Below are 16243 nucleotides of genomic sequence, written 5' to 3'. Positions count from 1 at the left end.
CGGAGTCAATGCTCATTTTGCAGCCACCGTCACGTCCTTCAGGCGGATGAGGCCATCAGGGTAGGGGACAAAGCCTTGGACCTTGGCTTGCGTACCAAAGATCCAGGGCAGATAGAACAGATAGATGCGAGGATCGTCTTCCTGCATTTTCCGCATGGCTTTCGAATACAGCTCACGGCGTTTGGACTCATCGGCAACGCTGCGGGCTTCATTCATCAGCTTGTCCATATCGGCGTCGCAATATTTGCCATCGTTCAACGTGCCCTTGCACGTGATGTACTGGTAAATATTGCCGCTGGGGTCGACGCGGCCCGACCACCCCGTTTGGCCGACTTGAAAGTCGCCTTGAGGCAGCGCCGATTGCAGGGAGGCGAATTCCAGGGGCTTTAGCGAAATATCAAAACCGGCCTCGGATCCCATCGCCTGTACCAGCTCAAACACCTGCTGCATGGTGGTGTTGTTGCCAAAGGTCAATTCGAACTTGACGCGATCGTAGCCGGCTTGCTTGAGCAGTTCTTGCGCCTTTTTCGGGTCGCGTCCCGTGCGGTCTATGCTTTTGTCATAGGCAAAGCTGGCAGGCGGAAAGGGCTGATAAGCGGGTTGGAACATACCTTCACCTACGACCTGGTTGATCACGTCGCGGTCGATGGCCAGATCCAGCGCCTGGCGTACGCGCTTGTCTTTGGCCAGCGGGTTGTCGGCACGGGGGCCGTTCGCGATGTTGACCGAGATAGCCTGGTAGCCCAGGCCGGTGACAGGCGCCAATCGCAGATTCGAGTCCGATTTCACTGCCTCGGCGTCACTCGGCGCTACCCGTTCAATGATGTCCAGGCCGCCGGCGCGCAGATTGTTCAAGCGCACCGTGGTGTCGGGCATGGGGGTGAAAATAACTTGATCGAAATGGTAGTGATCCTTGTCCCAATATTTGTCAAAGCGATCCAGCACGATACGATCGTTTTGGACACGTTCCTTGAACTTGTAGGGACCAGAGCACACTGGGTTACGACCCGGCTCTTTGTCGAAAGTCGCCGGCGACAGCATCATCCCGGCCCGGTCAGAGAGCTGCGACAGCAGGGATGCGTCGCGTTCTTTCAAATGCAATACAACGGTGCGGGCATCGGGAGCGTCCACACTGGCGACCGAGATGAGCTCGCTCTTGCGGTTGCTGTCGGGCAGCGTCATGGCACGATCCAGATTCGCCTTGACCGAGGCTGCGTCGATGGGTGCGCCGTCGTGATAAAAGGCGTTTTCGCGCAGTGTGAACGTCAGCGTCAAACCATCGTCGCTGGTTTTCCACGACTCGGCCAGTTGCGGCACGATTTTCAGATCCGGCGAGATGTCCACCAGCTTGTCGCATAGCGACGCAAACACAATACGGCCCACAAAGGTGCGCGCGCGGACGGGGTCGAGCACATCAGGATCATCCTGCAGGCCGATACGCATCGTGGATTGGGCGGTGGCGGCGGCGCTGGCAAACAGGCCAGCCGCGGCCAGGGCTAGGCATAGGCTACGCATGGAGGGTCCTCTATCAGTGATCGAAGGTAAAGCGAAGAAGAGCCGCCAGTGTGACGAGTCGCGGTCTACTGGCTACGAGCTCTCAACAACGGGATTCTACTTCTCACCACACATTCAACGGCAGCTTCAGATACCGGACGCCGTTATCTTCGGGCGCAGGCAGCTGCCCCCCACACATGTTGACCTGAATCGACGGCAGGATGAGTTTGGGCATGGACAGTGTGGCATCGCGTTTTTCGCGCATGGCGACAAAGGCTTGTTCGTCGACGCCTGAGTGGACATGGATGTTTGCCGCGCGCTGGTCTGCGATGGTGGTTTCCCAGGCATAGATATCCCGGCCAGGGGCCTTGTAGTCATGACACACAAACACGCGCGTGGCATCGGGCAGGGCCAGCAAGCGCTGGATCGATCGATAAAGCGTCGCGGCGTTTCCTCCTGGAAAATCGCAGCGTGCCGTACCGTAGTCCGGCATGAATAAGGTGTCACCGGTGAAAACGGCGTCACCGATGACATAGGCCATGCACGCTGGCGTGTGCCCGGGCACATGCAGGGCAATCCCCTGCAGGCTGCCTATTTGAAATGGGTCCCCGTCCTCGAAAAGTTCGTCGAATTGGGTGCCATCGCGCGCAAACTCTGTACCGGCGTTGAAGATTTTCCCGAATACGTTCTGGACGGTGGTGATGTGTTTGCCGATGGCCAGCCGTCCTCCCAACTGAGAGATCAGCAGGGGCGCAGCGGAAAGGTGATCGGCATGGGCATGGGTTTCCAGCACCCACTGCGTTTGCAGATGGTGTTCCTGGACATGGGCAGCCATCCGCATTGCCGAAGTTTCGGCCGTGCGGCCGCTGGCATAGTCGAAATCCAGGACACTATCAATGATGGCGCAGGCATTGCCGCCAGGGTCGCGCACGATGTGGCTGGCGGTGAAGGTGTCGGGGTCGAAGAAAGTATGCACGTCCGGCCGCGGCAGCTCGCCGCGTAGCGTGCGTTGCACGATCGAGATCGCGATATCCTGTGCGTTGTCCATAGCAATATGCCTGTCTGTCGAGTTCAACGGTGTTGAAGGTTGATCAGTGCGATGGTTTGCCACCGCGTGGGTTTTGTCCGCTGACTTGCTCCAATGTCGTCGGCAATGTGTAGTCAGCACCTTTGCCCAAGGTATGGCGCATTCCGCTCAACCATGCTCTATGCATGCCTGCGCCGCAGCGCACGTCAAACTCCGGATACGTATGGCGGTAATGCGCGAGTTCCAGGGCAGCCATTTCGACGCCTGTGGCGACATCCTGCAGAATGTTGTCGATTTCGCGAGGCTTGAGTTTGCAGGCGATTCGTCCGAACTTTTCCAGCGTTGCCCGGTTGGGGAACCGCTTGCTGTCGTTCATGGACAGCGCCAACAGATCGCTCGGTAAATAGGCCACGGTGCAGCAAATGTCGTAGGCCGGTGCAAGACGCGCCGGTTCTGTGGGATCAGGATACAGCAACCCAAAGTTTTTCAAGTGAGCATCGCCGTTGCCCAGGACGCAGGAAAGCGCGATCGATTTGAACAATTCGGCCAATGCGTCATGACGTTGTTCGAACTCAATCATGAGCGACAGTTTTTTGACCATTTCCTCATAGCTGCCCTTGTACTTGTCATTGGAGGTATAGGCGGATAGGCACGCCATGTCTTCAAAACCCAGGGGCAGGCCCGCTTTGTCTCGATCAAAGCGGGCTACGACCAGTACCTGACCGTCATCGGACAATGCTGCTTTGGCAGTAGGCAGCAGGCTCATTCGGCAGGCATGCAGGCATAGGTACTCGTTGATTGCCAGGCTGGGATAGTCCTGGCCAGATGCTTTGACGATATATCCCTCATTCTGCATGGTGAGGCGGCGGTAGCCGGAGACTTTCGGATCCTTGAGTGTTGTAGTCTGCTGTCCTTCGATCAATACTTTGGGCTGTACGCCACTGACGCCAGAGAACTCGGCCAATTGGTCAAATAGTTCCGTCAATAGCTTTTGGGCATCCGGGTCAGAAAGGATATCGGAGACGTCCGGTGCCTTGGGAACCAGCGAATTCGGTGTTTCACCATGCGGCACGACACGAACGCGTCCGATACTGCGGTTGCCGGCCAAACGCAATATGTCGAAGTCCCCCATGTCTTCGATTACTTTTCTGTAGCGCTCGATCAGGTAGTCACGTAATGCACCTTCGGGAATATTCTGATCGAAAATGGGAGGCAGGTTGTTTTCCAGGCCAGCTTGATCGAGCTTGTATGCATCGCGCTTGATCGGCATGGTGATCGACACGGCATCTGCATCGTGCAGGCCGCTGTGGTAGAAAAACGCTACCGTCGATTGGAAGCTCCGGCCAGGCTCCGGGTAGCGCTCAAGTACGCCAACAGGGCGCAAACCCAGATGGTCGTCCACCCAGACATCGAGGATGTCTGGCGACGCGATACGTGCAGGGGAGCGTTTAGCCACGATAGCGCTCCCTGGAGCGTGTTTTTGCCTTTTCGTTGTTCATGGCGTTGAGCTCATCCAGCGTGGGACGGAAGATTTCCGCCTGGGCGACCTGCAGCGTCAAGCCCAGCACCTCGAGCAGACGTGACAAGCGGCTGATGCCAAGTTCGGCCAATTGTCCGTTTTCGAGCGCGCTCAGCGTCGCCCGGGATACGCCGCCTTTGCGGGCCAGGTCAGCCTGAGTCAGCGCGCGTGACTGACGCCGCTCTCGTATAATTGCACCAATTTCGCTCATATCCATGGGTGAAATTGTCCAAAATATTAGTCATTTTGTCAATGAATGGGATTTGTGTCTAATATTTTTGATGTTTCCCGGCTTGCCTAGCCGGGTGAGGAGGCTGGGTTCGTATGCGGTAGGATTTGGTTTCTACGGTGAGGATTCATCTTTTTTGGGCTCCTCTCTCGTCAAGGTGCCATTCCGGCCAGGGACGTCAGCTCGATCTCTTAGCCTCTATCATGGAGGCTTTGTCATCGTAACTCCTGAGTAGTGTCCATGTCGTCCTCGCGCAGTTCCTCTTTTAGCGCTTCGCCATTAGCTGGTATCGCCTGTGTATCTGCAGGCATCCTGTTCCTGACATGCAGCGATGCGCTGGCCAAATGGGTGGGCGAGTACTACAGCCCAGTACAGATTTTGTTCCTGCGGGCCGCGATTGCGCTACCGGTGGTCCTGGTGCTGGTCTTGGCGTTGGGCGGGCGGCGTGCTTTGCGCACGCGGCATCCAGGGCTGCACTTGGTGCGTGGGGCGCTCAATATCATTTCGGCGTCGATGTTCTATCTGGGCTTGCAATCATTGCCCTTGGCTGAGGCGACGGCCATCGCGTTTTCGGCGCCGCTGTTCGTGACTGCACTGTCTGTGCTGGTACTCAAGGAGCCGGTAGACGGTAAACGCTGGCTGGCGGTGGCGGCCGGGTTTGCCGGGGTATTGGTGATCGTGCGGCCCGGCGCCGCGAGTTTTCAGATGGCGGCGCTCTTGCCGCTGGCGACTGCGTCGTTGTATGCCGTGATGATGTTGACGGCCAGGGCGATTGGTGCGGCCGAGAGCATGCTGACGACGACTCTGTATATCGTGGTAGGTCAGTTGGTCTGTAGCGCAGTCGCTGTACCTGCGTTCTGGACGCCGCCCGAGTGGTCGCACTGGCCGTATTTTGCAGGCATTGCTTTGTTCAGCACGTTGGGGTTGACGTTTATTACCCAAGGGTTTCGCATCGGTCCGGCATCGGTGGTCGCGCCATTTGATTACACAGGCCTGCTATGGGCATCGTTGCTCGGCTGGTTTGTGTGGCAGGACGTTCCCGAGTTACCCGACTATCTCGGTGCTGCCTTCATTGTCGGCAGCGGCCTCTACATTGCGTGGCGGGAAACGCGACCTGCCAAATCGCGACGCGCCTGAGGTTTCCTTCGCACCACATTGAAGTCCCCTGCACCAAGGCAGGGCAGCAGCCGTTCGTCCTGTTGGCGCAGTGACGGTGATTCCGGGCCCATTCTCTGGCGCAATGCTGGTATCCCAGCAGGTATTCATGTCGGGCTAATGGCCAGTATTCATGCGGCCATCAGCATGTTCATCGCCGTTTTCGTTTTCGTGTTGCCACGAGTTGGCACGAACCTTGCATAGGGTTCCTAGGCTCGATGGTCTACCGCGCATGCGGAAACATGAAGAGGACGGTGTACGCACACGATGAACAAGCACTCGTTGGACATTGAATCCGTAAGTCATCGATATAGCGGTTTTCTGGCCGTTGACCAGGTTGATCTTTCAGTCGAGCCGGGAGAAGTGCTAGCGCTGCTGGGGCCATCGGGGTGCGGTAAAACCACGTTGCTGCGCATCGTGGCAGGCTTTGTCAAGCAGACACAGGGCAAGGTCCGGGTGGACGGCAGATCGATTGACGATCTGCAGCCGAATCGACGCGATATCGGTATCGTGTTTCAGAACTATGCGTTGTTCCCGCACATGACTGTGGCGCAGAACGTAGCCTACGGTCTTGATGCGCGTGGCCGTCGTCGCGTCGATGTCGTGCGCCGTGTGCAGGAGTGCCTGGAGGTGGTGCAGCTGCCTCATGTGGCGCAGCGTTACCCGCGTCAGTTGTCGGGAGGACAACAGCAACGCATCGCGTTGGCTCGCGCCATTGCAACTGAGCCGCGGATTCTCCTGTTGGACGAGCCTTTCAGTGCACTCGACAAAAATCTGCGATTGGATATGCAGATCGAGATCAAGCGCTTGCAGCGTCAGCTCGGCCTGACGGCCATCCTGGTCACCCACGATCAAGAAGAAGCCATGAGTGTGGCAGATCGTATCGCGATCATGAATCACGGACGTGTCGAACAATTGGGATCGCCGGTGGATATCTATGATCGTCCCGATACCTTGTTCGTCAACAGTTTCATCGGCACGACCAATCTACTGGAGGGGCGCGTATCCGCGGCGGACGGGGCTGGATTATGTGTGGCACTCGACGCGGGTGGCAGCATCGTAGTGCCGCATTCGGCAGATTTTTCTGCGGGGCAGCGTGTGACAGTGTCGTTGCGGCCCGAGCATCTGGATCTCTTTGAGCAGGATGGAGTGGGGCGCTGGCCGGTCGATGTCACGCTGAGCCTGCCATTGGGGCCCAGCGTCGTGCATCAAGTGCTGACGCGCAATCAGGTGGCTATCAAGATCTCTGCAATGCGCAGAGGTGGCGTTCGCACGCCGCAGAGGGCGGTGTGGTGCGGTGTACGCCCAGATGCGATGCCTTCCATTTTTTCATCGTCCTCTAACGTCAACTGAAGGAAAAGGCTATGAAGCATGATCCCGTTCGCCGTCAATTGCTGGCTGGCGCCGCCTCATTGGGTGCGTTGGCGATGCTGCCGCGCCTTGCGCATGCCAATGGGTCGGTGGTCAGTGCGGTATATCCGGGCTCTTGGGAGGAGGCGTACCGCTCTATCGTGGCGCCTGCCCTGCAGAAGGCGCACGGGGTGACGCTGGAAATGCAGCCGCTCTATGCGGTGGATCAGATTGCCAAGGCGCGTGCCGCGCGCGGCAATCCATTATTTGATACGTTCCTGCTGGATCCGGGTCCACGTGTGACGGCTATCGACGCCGGGCTATTTGAGAAATTTGATCCTTCTCGCTTGAGCAACGCCGCGAAACTACAGCCTGGCATGGCGGATGAGTATGGCGTAACGATCGCCGCGCAGTTTGTCGGGATCGCGTACAACCCCAAGAAATTCGACAAGCCACCTAGCGATTGGGCAGATTTGTTCGCCGAGCCGTACGTGTCGCGTTTGGGGTTGACGGGGTTTCAGACGACATTTGGCACGGTATCCATCCTGGAAATGTCCAAAGCATTTGGTGCAAAAGGGATAGACGTCGAGCCCTTTTTTATCGAGCTGAAAAAGGTTCTGCCCAAAATCGCGGTCATCGGTGCGCCTGCCTCGATGCCCAGTCTGTTCCAGCAGGGCCAGTGCGACATCATGTATGCCAATACTCAAACGGTGGGGACGTTGAAAGCGCGCGGTATCGACATCGAGTTCGTGAGGCCTGCCAGCGGGGTCATTACTTTTTTCACGACGATGCACATTGCGAAAGGCGCCGAGCAAGTCGACAACGCTTATCAATACATCGATACGGTGCTCTCCGCGCCTGTACAAACAGAGCTGATGAAAGGGCCTTATTTCATGGCGCCTGTCGCGTCGGACGTGACGTTGGACGATACGCTGCCGCTAAAGAGCCTGTCCGAAATGTCGGGCATGGTGCAGCATGACTGGGCGCAGATCAATCCACAGCGTGCGGCATGGATCGAGCGTTTCAATAGGGAAGTCGCCCGTTGAGCAATGCCGCTATTTCGCCGGGACGCTGGCCGCTGGCAGTGCCGTTGACATTGGCCTTTATGGTTTTTTTCGCGGCACCGCTGTTCATGCTGGTGGCGACCAGCGCATATGAGGACGATGGGCTGACCCGGCTGGGCTTGGCGACATGGAATAAGTTCGTCTCGGATCCGTTTTACTGGAAGGTCACGCTGGATACGCTCAAGCTCGGCGTCATGACGGTGTGTGCGACGCTGTTGATAGGCTATCCCCTGGCGATGGTATACATGCAGGCCAACGAGCGATGGCGGCGGTTGATGCTGTTCATCATCATCATGCCGGTGCTGTTGTCGGTCGTCGTGCGCACGTTTGCCTGGATTGTCATCCTGGGCAATGAGGGCGTCATCAATCAGGTTGTCATGGCGTTGGGTTTAAGCCCGGCGCCATTGCGCCTGCTTCAGACCGAGTTCGGGCTGGTGCTGTCTCTGACGCAAATCGAGATGCCGATGATGCTATTGCCATTGATCAGTGTCATGGCTCGCATGGATCGAAATTTGATTGATGCTTCTGTGGCGCTGGGGGCGTCACGCTGGCGGACCTTGTTCAAGGTGGTGTTACCGCTGTCGATTCCAGGGCTGGTCGCGGGATGTACGTTGGTGTTTGCCAGTTCGACCACGGCGTTTATCTCGCAATCCATTATCGGAGGCAATCGTCTGGTGTATTTGCCATTGGTCATCTGGCAGCAATCTCTGGTTGTGTATAACTGGCCCTTGGCTGCGGTGGCCTCTATCGTGCTGTTGGCCTCGGTCATGTTGTGCATCGTGTTGATGGCAGCGCTTGGGCGGCGCGGTTCGAGGTATTTACATGTCTAGACGAAACTCGCTCTCCGACTTGAGCTACTACTCGGTGATCGGTGGCATCGCGGGCCTGGCGTTGTTGGTGCTGGTTGGCCCGGTGATCGTCGTATTGGTGACTTCGCTGACGGATAGCCAGACATTGCGATTCCCGCCTCCGGGCCTGTCGCTGGATTGGTATCGACGCTTGTTCGATCCCATGGTTTCTGCGCCGATTCATCGGGCGGCTGGCAATAGCTTGATGGTGGCAGCCTGGTCGGCGTTGGCGGCAGCTGTATTCGGTGGTGCTGCGGCATTGGCGCTTGCCCGATCGAGCTGCCGCAAGGCTCGTGCATTGGATGCTTTTTTCATGTCGCCGTTGATATTGCCAGGGATTGCTTTTGGGTTGGCGGCGTTGGTGTTTTTTACTGCCATAGGCTTGCGGCCGTCGCTCATGTTGATGACGGTGGGACATGCCGTGATGATCGTGCCTTTCGTGCTGCGCACGACCAGTGCCAGCCTGGTGCAGCTGGAGGGCAGTTTGCTGGAATGCTCGGCCAGCTTGGGCGCAGGGCGGTTCTATACCTTTCGCAGGGTCACGCTGCCTATTATTTTCCCTGGTTTGGCGGCGGGAACTTTTATGGCGTTCATGGCGTCGATCGATAACGTACCTATCTCGCTGTTTCTATCCAGCCCTCGCAGCGACATGCTTCCTATCCGGATGTGGGGAATGATGGAGTCCACGCTGGACGTGCGCGTGGCGGCAGTGTCTGGCGTGTTGATTGTCAGTGTGTTGGTGCTGATGTTGGTGATGGAGCGCCTGACGGGTTTGAGCCGGCGGTTGCAGGGCCAATGAAGCGCGTTTTTGATGATGTCGTATCTACGGTGATATCACGAGGCTTACCGCCGTTTGTCACTATGTTTAGAGGAGAGGGATCGTGCATAACGTGAAAGTCGAATTGTTGACTGTCGAGGCCTTTACTCCCTATGGTGATGTGCTGACCTTGCCCACGTCGGCAGGGCGCACCTATTACAACGATGCCTTGGGCAATTTGCGCAAAGAGGCAAAGCCGAGTCTGTCGTTGTCGTTGCGAGAGCCCAGTCCTGCTTTACCGCTGCGGGCCACGATGCTCGAACGACATGAGTATTCCTCGCAGACTTTTATCCCGATTGATGTGGATCAGTATCTCGTTGTCGTGGCACCGCATCTTCCCGACGGCGGGCCGGACATTATGCAGGCGAGAGCTTTCTTGGCCAGTGGCGACCAAGGCGTCACCTATCGCGCCGATACATGGCATCACGGCATGACGGTCTTTGGCCGGCCTGCGAGTTTCGTCGTGTTCATGTGGGCGGCAGGCGGCGAAGGCGACGAGGAGTTCGTCGAAGTTGAACCGTTCGATGTAGTGCCCAACCAGGAGATAGCCCCAACATGACATGGCAACCCGCACGTGATTTTATTGGCTATGGCGAGCATCCTCCCAATCCTCAATGGCCTGCAGGGGCTCGGCTGGCGCTGAATTTCGTCATGAACTACGAAGAAGGTTCTGAGCCCTCTTTTCAGGATGGAGAGCATCACACCGAAACTGGGCTGACCGAGGCGCATGGCCTGAACCAGATGGGGGACGGCCGCGACCTGGCCGCCGAGGGGATGTTCGAGTATGGCAGTCGAGTGGGGTTCTGGCGGCTGGTGCGCCTGTTTGAGGAGCGCGGCCTGCCTATGACCGTGTTTGGTTGTGCGCTGGCGCTGGAACGCAACCCCCTGGCTGCTGCCAAGATCAGGCAGATGGGTTATGACGTGTGTTGTCATGGCTGGCGTTGGATAAAACATTATGAGCTCAGCGAAGATCAGGAGCGCGAACATATCCGGCTGGCGATCGAGTCTCTGAGCAAAACGATCGGCGAGCGCCCGTTGGGCTGGTATTGTCGCTACGGGCCCAGTGTCAATACCCGGCGCCTCCTCATGGAAGAGGGCGGGTTTTTGTATGACTCGGATTATTACGGTGACGAGTTGCCGCTTTGGCAATTGGTCGACGGCAAACCGCAGTTGATCGTGCCCTACTCGTTGACGAACAACGATGGCAAGTACGCTGGGTGGATGGGCACCGCAGACCAGTGGTTTGGCTTTCTGAAGGACGCCTTCGACATGCTGTACGCGGAGGGCGCCAAGACCCCCAAAATGATGTCAGTGGGGTTGCATATGAGACTGGTGGGGCATCCGTCCCGCGCCGCCGGACTGCAGCGTTTTCTGGATTACGTGATGGGCCATGAAGGGGTCTGGATCACGCGCCGTCTCGATATCGCGGAGCACTGGCGCCGAACGCATCCCTATCAGGGCTAGGCGTTTCGGCGGGCCTGATGCATGAGAGATTGATTTTCTATGCATCTAGTGAGAAGGGTTCGCATTCTATGGAATGCGAACCGGACGTGGCAAATGGCGGTCTCTGAATGGAGGCGGCGCGATGGCGTGGTGTTTGTCCTTTGTTCGTTTTTGATCGGACACAGACGCTGCGCCCGATCTAGGGCCGGCGTTCTACATGATGCCGTATTTCCCTGGCGCAATGACGCCATTCGGGTCCAGAGCAGCCTTGATGGCAGAGCAGGCGCGAGTGAATTCGGGCATGCGCTGCGCCTGATGAAAGGACTGGTACATCGTCGGGGCCCGGCCTACGAATACGCCGCGGGACGCGAAACATTCGCTGAGCGCGCGATAGCATGCATCGGCGCGTGCCGTCTCGTCAGGATTTTCCCGGTTGTAGATGATCGAGTGCACGCTTCGGGCAAAACGCGCGCCGCATACGTTAGAGAGCAGATATTCCAGTCCGTGTGCGTGGCAGATGCGTCTGGCCTCCGTCTGGAAATCGTTCACGGTGCTGCCTACGACAGGGGATCCGGCAGACAGCCAGATTGCGCCACCGCCCGGCCGCCAGCCCAGCATTTTGAGTTCGCTGTCTGTTGGTACGCCGGTATTGGAGTTGGTGGCGATGTGCAGCGGCGCAATGGTTTCCGCTTCTTCGAGCGGAATCTGGCGGCCCTTGCCGGAGGCGAGAAAATGGTTCGAAATGCGTTCGATCTGAGGCATGAGCGCGGCGCGGCTTGCGCCGTATAGCGCGCCGGAAACTGTCCATGATCCCAGGCCATGCTGGCGCCGCAGTGCTGCGCGGCCTTCATCGGACAGCGAACGCGTGCCATTGCTGGCCGCATATTCGGGATTCGTTGCGACAGAGGCTAGCAGATAGAGATCGTTGGTAGCACGGATCAGTGTGGGCACGAAGTTGCTCAATTTCAGCGGCCGTATGCGTTCAATGACCTCTGCCACGTCGCCATCGTCGGGGAATGTGAAAAAGAACGGCTCGATATGCGGCGGGCGTGGCATGAGCCACATGCCCACGCGAGTGACGATGCCAAAGTTGGACTGCGAGAACAGGCCGTCCAGTGTTGGGCCGAAACTATATTTGGAGACGTGCCAATTCGGATGCGTGTCGCCTGCGAGACTGCCGTCGCCAGTGCGGATGATGTCGCCATTTCCCAGCACGATTTCCATGCCGCATATCATGCCGAAATGATCGGCATAGGCGCCGCTGCCGCCGCCTTTGTCCAGCGCATTGGCCAGTATGCTGCCTTGCGATGGGCCGGCGGTGGGGGAAATCATCAGCTTGCTGTCTCTGCGCTTGAGTTCATCATGCATCGTGCGAAAGCTGACGCCGGGTTCGATGACGCAATAGCCGAGCTTTTCATCGACGTCGAGAATGCGGTTCATGCGGCGTCCCAGGTCGACCACTACCTGGCCGGGAACGATAGGCGAGCGAGTTCCCAGGCCGATGTTCTGGCCATTGCTGATGGGATAGAGCTGGACGCGGAATTGATTGGCCAGGCGGATGAGCGTCTGCACTGCCTGGGTGGAGTCCGGATATGCCACGGCCCCCGGCAGGACATCGGGGCCGGGCAGCGTATGTTCGCCATAGCGATGGCGTACATCATCGCCGAGCGTAATGGCTTCATCGCCGAGCTCGGCCGCAACCGCATTGGAAAAATCGATGATTTGAGCGTGAGTAGACATAAAGGATCACCACAGGAAATCGCCGTTATCGGCGGTTGCTGCAGCTGGCTCGGGAGCCAGCGCTTGAGAATCTGGAACGGCAGGCGTTCGCGGCTGGAAATTTTCCAGTCCACGCGGGCACGGTCCCCCTGTTGCCCAGTCCAGCAGTTGAACGGTGTGTGCGACCGGTACCGCGGTGTAGCGAGATATCTGTACCAGGCAGCCGATATTGCCCGCCGCGATGACATCGGGTTGATTGGCTTGGGCATGAGCGGCCTTGCGTTGGCCGAGCCGCGCAGACATCTCGGGTTCCAGAATGTTGTAGGTGCCGGCGGAGCCGCAGCAGAGGTGGGATTCTGCGATGTCCAGGGTTTCAATACCCAGGTTGTTCAGCACGCGTCGCGGTGGGCGTTCCAACCGTAAACCATGCTTCAACGAACATGCATCATGGTAGGAGACGACCAATCCCAGGGCGGCGCCATCGGTCGAGAGCGGCAGTGTCGCCGCGATCTCAGTGATATCGACGGTGGCGTCGATCACACGGCGCACGTCGGACGATAGCTCGGGGTGGTCGGAGAGCATCGCGTCATAGTGCTTGATGACAGAGCCGCATCCCGATGTGGTGTTCACGATGGCGTCAATACGCCCAGTTTTCAGGGCATTTGACCATAGGCGCACTGTGCGTTTCATGTGTTGAACCGCATCATCGCGTTTGCCCATATGCAGCTCCAGCGCGCCGCAACATTGCACGTCGGGCATCGGCTCGACGGCAATGCCATGACGAGCCAACAGGCGCTCTGCCGAGGCGTTTATCTCGGCGCCGAGTACGGACTGCACGCAGCCCGTCAACAGTGCTACGCGTCTGGTGGATGGCGGGGCCGCTGGGGTGGGCGGGATGTTCCGGGGAGCGAAGGCTTTGAGGGCCGGGGCGTCGGCCAATTGCACCATGGTGCCTAGCGAGGCGGGCAACAGGCGGCTCAGGCCCTGGCAGGCCCGGCTGATCTTCAGCGCGGGGCGCAACAAGGCTGGTGTCGTCAAGACGCGTGCCACCAGCCAGCGCAATAACCGTTGTGTCAGCGGCCGAACGCGGCTCTGCTCAATGTACTGGCGCGCGCCATCGATGATCTCTCGATACGAGACGCCTGCTGCGCACGTTGTCTCGCACGACAGACAGGACAGGCAGCGGTCGAGGTGCCGTATCGCCGTCGCACTGGGCGGCGCGTTGCTGCTCAGCATGTCGCGGGCGAGCGCAATGCGCCCGCGTGGGGAGTCGAGCTCTTCGCCATCGAGCACATAGGTGGGACAGACTGCGGTGCAGAACCCAAAATGCACGCAGCTTTCGGTGGCAGAGCGAACCTGCTCTTGGCGATGAATGGCGATGGTCTTGGTCATGGTGCGACAGATGCATGCAGGCCGAAGCCCGGATGCTGGTCATTCTGTCGCTTGAGCGCGTTACCGGCTGTGCTCAGCGTGTCACCACAAACCTCTCAGGGTGTCACCGGCCCGGCTGATGCTGTTTGAGCATGTCGACAGGCAGCATTCCATAGCGCTCGGAAAAACGCCGCGTGAAATGCGAGAGATTGTTGAAGCCGCAGGAAAATGCGGCTTCGCTGACCGTGCGCGTTTTGCCTGCGCTGAGGATGTTGTGGGCGAGTGTGAGGCGAGCTTGCATCACATATGCCTCGAATGACAGTTCGGCATGCCGCGCGAAAAGACGATGCAGGGTACGTACGGATATGCGGCACGCGGCGGCGACCGATGAGGGCGTCAATTCCGGATCGGCGATGGCGCGTTCGATATGGCGTTGTGCGGTAATGAACGACAGCTCGGTAGAGGGTGCGCGTGGGGTTGCCGAGGATTCGCACTGCAGCGCAACGATCTCGATGAGTGTCCCCAGCAAGGTATCGACGGTCCGGTCTTCGAGCTTGATCGCCGTGTCGGTCAGCAAGCGCATGGTTTCCGCCAATATCGGGGAGAATGCCATATCGGCCGGCAAACGCAGTGGGGCCCGCAGCCTCCGTAAAGCCGGCGCTCGCGCGCCCAGCGCATGGCGCGGCAAGAGCACCAAGCGACGCGCCGTCACATCAGGAAAGGTAATGTCGAATGCCGAACTCGTGTCCAACAGGCCGAACTCGCCCTGTTGCAGGCATTGTTGCTGATCTCCCTGCGACAGAATGGCCCGCCCTTGCAGCTGCAGGCCCAGCATGAGGTGATCGCCGTTATGGCGGTTGACGTGCCGCTGTGAGCGCCGGATGACGTGCGGCGAGCTCTCGAACGTCACCAGCCGCGCGCCCGAGCGGGTTTGGCTGAACATGGTGCCGTTGAAATCGGTGCTCGGTTCGGCCGTGAATTCAGAATCAAGCACCCCGGCACAGACAGCGTCATGCCAAAACGTCAGGGCATGAGGCTGATGATCGAGGGTGCTCCAGCGGTGCCATTGGGGTGCCATGTCGGCTCTACAGTGCTCGGTGTCGCTGCCAGTGGTATCGACTGGCACGTTAGGTCGCATTCAATGTAGCCAAGCGGCGCATAATCGGCCATCAGTGCAATCCCCGATAAAGTCTCACCGCATTCACTCCTTGGAGCGTGGCATGAAACGATTCTTTTATTACTGGGTCACGCTGTTTGCGTTGTGTACCTGTACTGCGATGGCTGCCGAGAGCTATCCTGCGCGGCCGGTACGGATGATTGTGGGCTTTGCCCCGGGCGGGGGTAACGATATCCTGGCCCGGTTGATGGCCGAACAGCTGCAGCGCCGCCTGGGGCAGCCCTTTATCGTGGAAAATCGTCCGGGCGCCAGCGGTGCCATTGCCGTCACCGCGGTCAAGCGCGCCGAGCCCGATGGCTATACGTTGCTGGTAGGGCCGAGCAGCAGCATGACGGTGAACCCGGCCATCTATCAAAAGCTGGATTACGATCCGGTGGCGGATTTCAAGCCGATTTCGCTGGTCGGAGATATTCCGATGATCTTGTCGGTGAAAGCCAGCAGCCAGGTCCGTACGCTATCCGATCTGGTGGCGCAGGCCAAAGGCAGCGAAAAGGGCCTGTTTGCTGGTGCGGGGGCGACCTCTTTTCAGCTGGCTACCGGGCTTTTTGCAAACCATACCGGCATCCGTACCGAGATAGTGAACTATAAGGGCAACTCGTCCGTGGTCGCGGCGTTGCTGGCCAACGAAATCGATTTTGCTTTGGTCGATACGGCAGCGATTTTGCCGCAGATCCGTGGGGGGCAATTGCGTGCGATTGCCGTGACGGGTTCCAAGCGGTTTTCATCCTTGCCCGATGTGCCCACTGTGGCAGAGTTGGGCGCGCCGGGTTTTGCAATGTCGTTCTGGTCGTCGTTGTATGCGCCGGCGGGAACCCCGGACGCTATTGTCCAATCGCTGCAAACCACGGTATCTGCGGCGCTGCGCGAACCGGAAGTATCCAGCAGGTTGCTGGAACTCGGCATTGAGCCGGTAGGCAGTACCGCGAAGGAACTGGCTCAGGTGATGGCCCGCGAAATTCCTGTGTATAAAAAAGCTGCCAAGGACGCGAATCTCGTGCAGCCTTGACAGGTGTACGCACTGCGACCGCTT

At 58.5% G+C, this 16243-nt stretch carries 15 protein-coding genes; 8 read left to right on the top strand and 7 right to left on the bottom strand.

Translation table 11 applies throughout. From position 1 onward, the window contains the following. Positions 1 to 12: 12 nt before the first annotated feature. From ACYVI2_RS21875 to ACYVI2_RS21860, 4 genes are all read right to left on the bottom strand, one after another. The gene (locus ACYVI2_RS21875) at positions 13 to 1515 is read right to left on the bottom strand and encodes an ABC transporter substrate-binding protein (protein ID WP_415821957.1); all 1503 of its coding nucleotides are present in this window, start codon (positions 1513 to 1515) and stop codon (positions 13 to 15) included. 103 nt (positions 1516 to 1618) lie between these two features. Further along, a complete protein-coding gene (locus ACYVI2_RS21870) occupies positions 1619 to 2542 on the bottom strand; it encodes an MBL fold metallo-hydrolase (RefSeq protein WP_415821956.1) in 924 nt (307 codons plus the stop codon). Positions 2543 to 2585: 43 nt separating this feature from the next. Next, the gene (locus tag ACYVI2_RS21865) at positions 2586 to 3977 is read right to left on the bottom strand and encodes a type II toxin-antitoxin system HipA family toxin (RefSeq protein ID WP_415821955.1); all 1392 of its coding nucleotides are present in this window, start codon (positions 3975 to 3977) and stop codon (positions 2586 to 2588) included. Further along, the gene (locus ACYVI2_RS21860) at positions 3970 to 4257 is read right to left on the bottom strand and encodes a helix-turn-helix domain-containing protein (protein ID WP_415821954.1); all 288 of its coding nucleotides are present in this window, start codon (positions 4255 to 4257) and stop codon (positions 3970 to 3972) included. Before ACYVI2_RS21860 ends, ACYVI2_RS21865 begins: the two co-directional genes overlap by 8 nt. 252 nt (positions 4258 to 4509) lie before the next feature. On the opposite strand from ACYVI2_RS21860, the gene ACYVI2_RS21855 reads away from it, so the two are divergent. The 7 genes from ACYVI2_RS21855 to ACYVI2_RS21825 all read left to right on the top strand — a co-directional run bounded on the left by ACYVI2_RS21855 (position 4510) and on the right by ACYVI2_RS21825 (position 10967). After that, the gene (locus ACYVI2_RS21855; protein WP_415821953.1) at positions 4510 to 5406 is read left to right on the top strand and encodes a DMT family transporter; all 897 of its coding nucleotides are present in this window, start codon (positions 4510 to 4512) and stop codon (positions 5404 to 5406) included. Positions 5407 to 5691: 285 nt separating this feature from the next. Beyond that, on the top strand, positions 5692 to 6777 hold the full coding sequence (locus ACYVI2_RS21850) for an ABC transporter ATP-binding protein (RefSeq protein ID WP_415821952.1): 1086 nt from the start codon (positions 5692 to 5694) through the stop codon (positions 6775 to 6777). Between the two features lie 11 nt (positions 6778 to 6788). Next, positions 6789 to 7820, top strand: coding sequence for an extracellular solute-binding protein (locus ACYVI2_RS21845; protein WP_415821951.1), 1032 nt, complete (start codon positions 6789 to 6791; stop codon positions 7818 to 7820). Further along, positions 7817 to 8668: an ABC transporter permease gene (locus tag ACYVI2_RS21840; protein ID WP_415821950.1), complete on the top strand. Its 852-nt coding sequence runs from the start codon at positions 7817 to 7819 to the stop codon at positions 8666 to 8668. The genes ACYVI2_RS21845 and ACYVI2_RS21840 overlap by 4 nt, the downstream gene beginning before the upstream one ends. Beyond that, positions 8661 to 9485: an ABC transporter permease gene (locus ACYVI2_RS21835; protein WP_415821949.1), complete on the top strand. Its 825-nt coding sequence runs from the start codon at positions 8661 to 8663 to the stop codon at positions 9483 to 9485. Before ACYVI2_RS21840 ends, ACYVI2_RS21835 begins: the two co-directional genes overlap by 8 nt. 82 nt (positions 9486 to 9567) lie before the next feature. After that, positions 9568 to 10062, top strand: a complete 495-nt coding sequence (locus ACYVI2_RS21830) for an ureidoglycolate lyase (RefSeq protein WP_415821948.1) — start codon at positions 9568 to 9570, stop codon at positions 10060 to 10062. After that, positions 10059 to 10967, top strand: a complete 909-nt coding sequence (locus tag ACYVI2_RS21825; protein ID WP_415821947.1) for an allantoinase PuuE — start codon at positions 10059 to 10061, stop codon at positions 10965 to 10967. Before ACYVI2_RS21830 ends, ACYVI2_RS21825 begins: the two co-directional genes overlap by 4 nt. A 192-nt stretch (positions 10968 to 11159) precedes the next feature. On the opposite strand, the gene ACYVI2_RS21820 is transcribed toward ACYVI2_RS21825, so the two are convergent. From ACYVI2_RS21820 to ACYVI2_RS21810, 3 genes are all read right to left on the bottom strand, one after another. After that, entirely contained in the window at positions 11160 to 12686 is a 1527-nt protein-coding gene (locus ACYVI2_RS21820) for an FAD-binding oxidoreductase (protein ID WP_415821946.1), read from the bottom strand. 6 nt (positions 12687 to 12692) lie between these two features. Next, positions 12693 to 14057 (bottom strand): glycolate oxidase subunit GlcF, encoded by a 1365-nt coding sequence (gene glcF / locus ACYVI2_RS21815; protein WP_460490354.1) that lies wholly within the window; start codon positions 14055 to 14057, stop codon positions 12693 to 12695. 103 nt (positions 14058 to 14160) lie between these two features. Continuing rightward, entirely contained in the window at positions 14161 to 15114 is a 954-nt protein-coding gene (locus ACYVI2_RS21810) for a helix-turn-helix domain-containing protein (protein ID WP_415822085.1), read from the bottom strand. 142 nt (positions 15115 to 15256) lie between these two features. On the opposite strand from ACYVI2_RS21810, the gene ACYVI2_RS21805 reads away from it, so the two are divergent. Then, the gene (locus ACYVI2_RS21805; protein ID WP_415822086.1) at positions 15257 to 16219 is read left to right on the top strand and encodes a Bug family tripartite tricarboxylate transporter substrate binding protein; all 963 of its coding nucleotides are present in this window, start codon (positions 15257 to 15259) and stop codon (positions 16217 to 16219) included. Positions 16220 to 16243: the final 24 nt, after the last annotated feature.

It is taken from the genome of Bordetella tumbae, from assembly GCF_054780995.1.
Note: the sequence above shows the minus strand (reverse complement) of the source record. Positions and strands in the feature narration are given on the sequence as shown.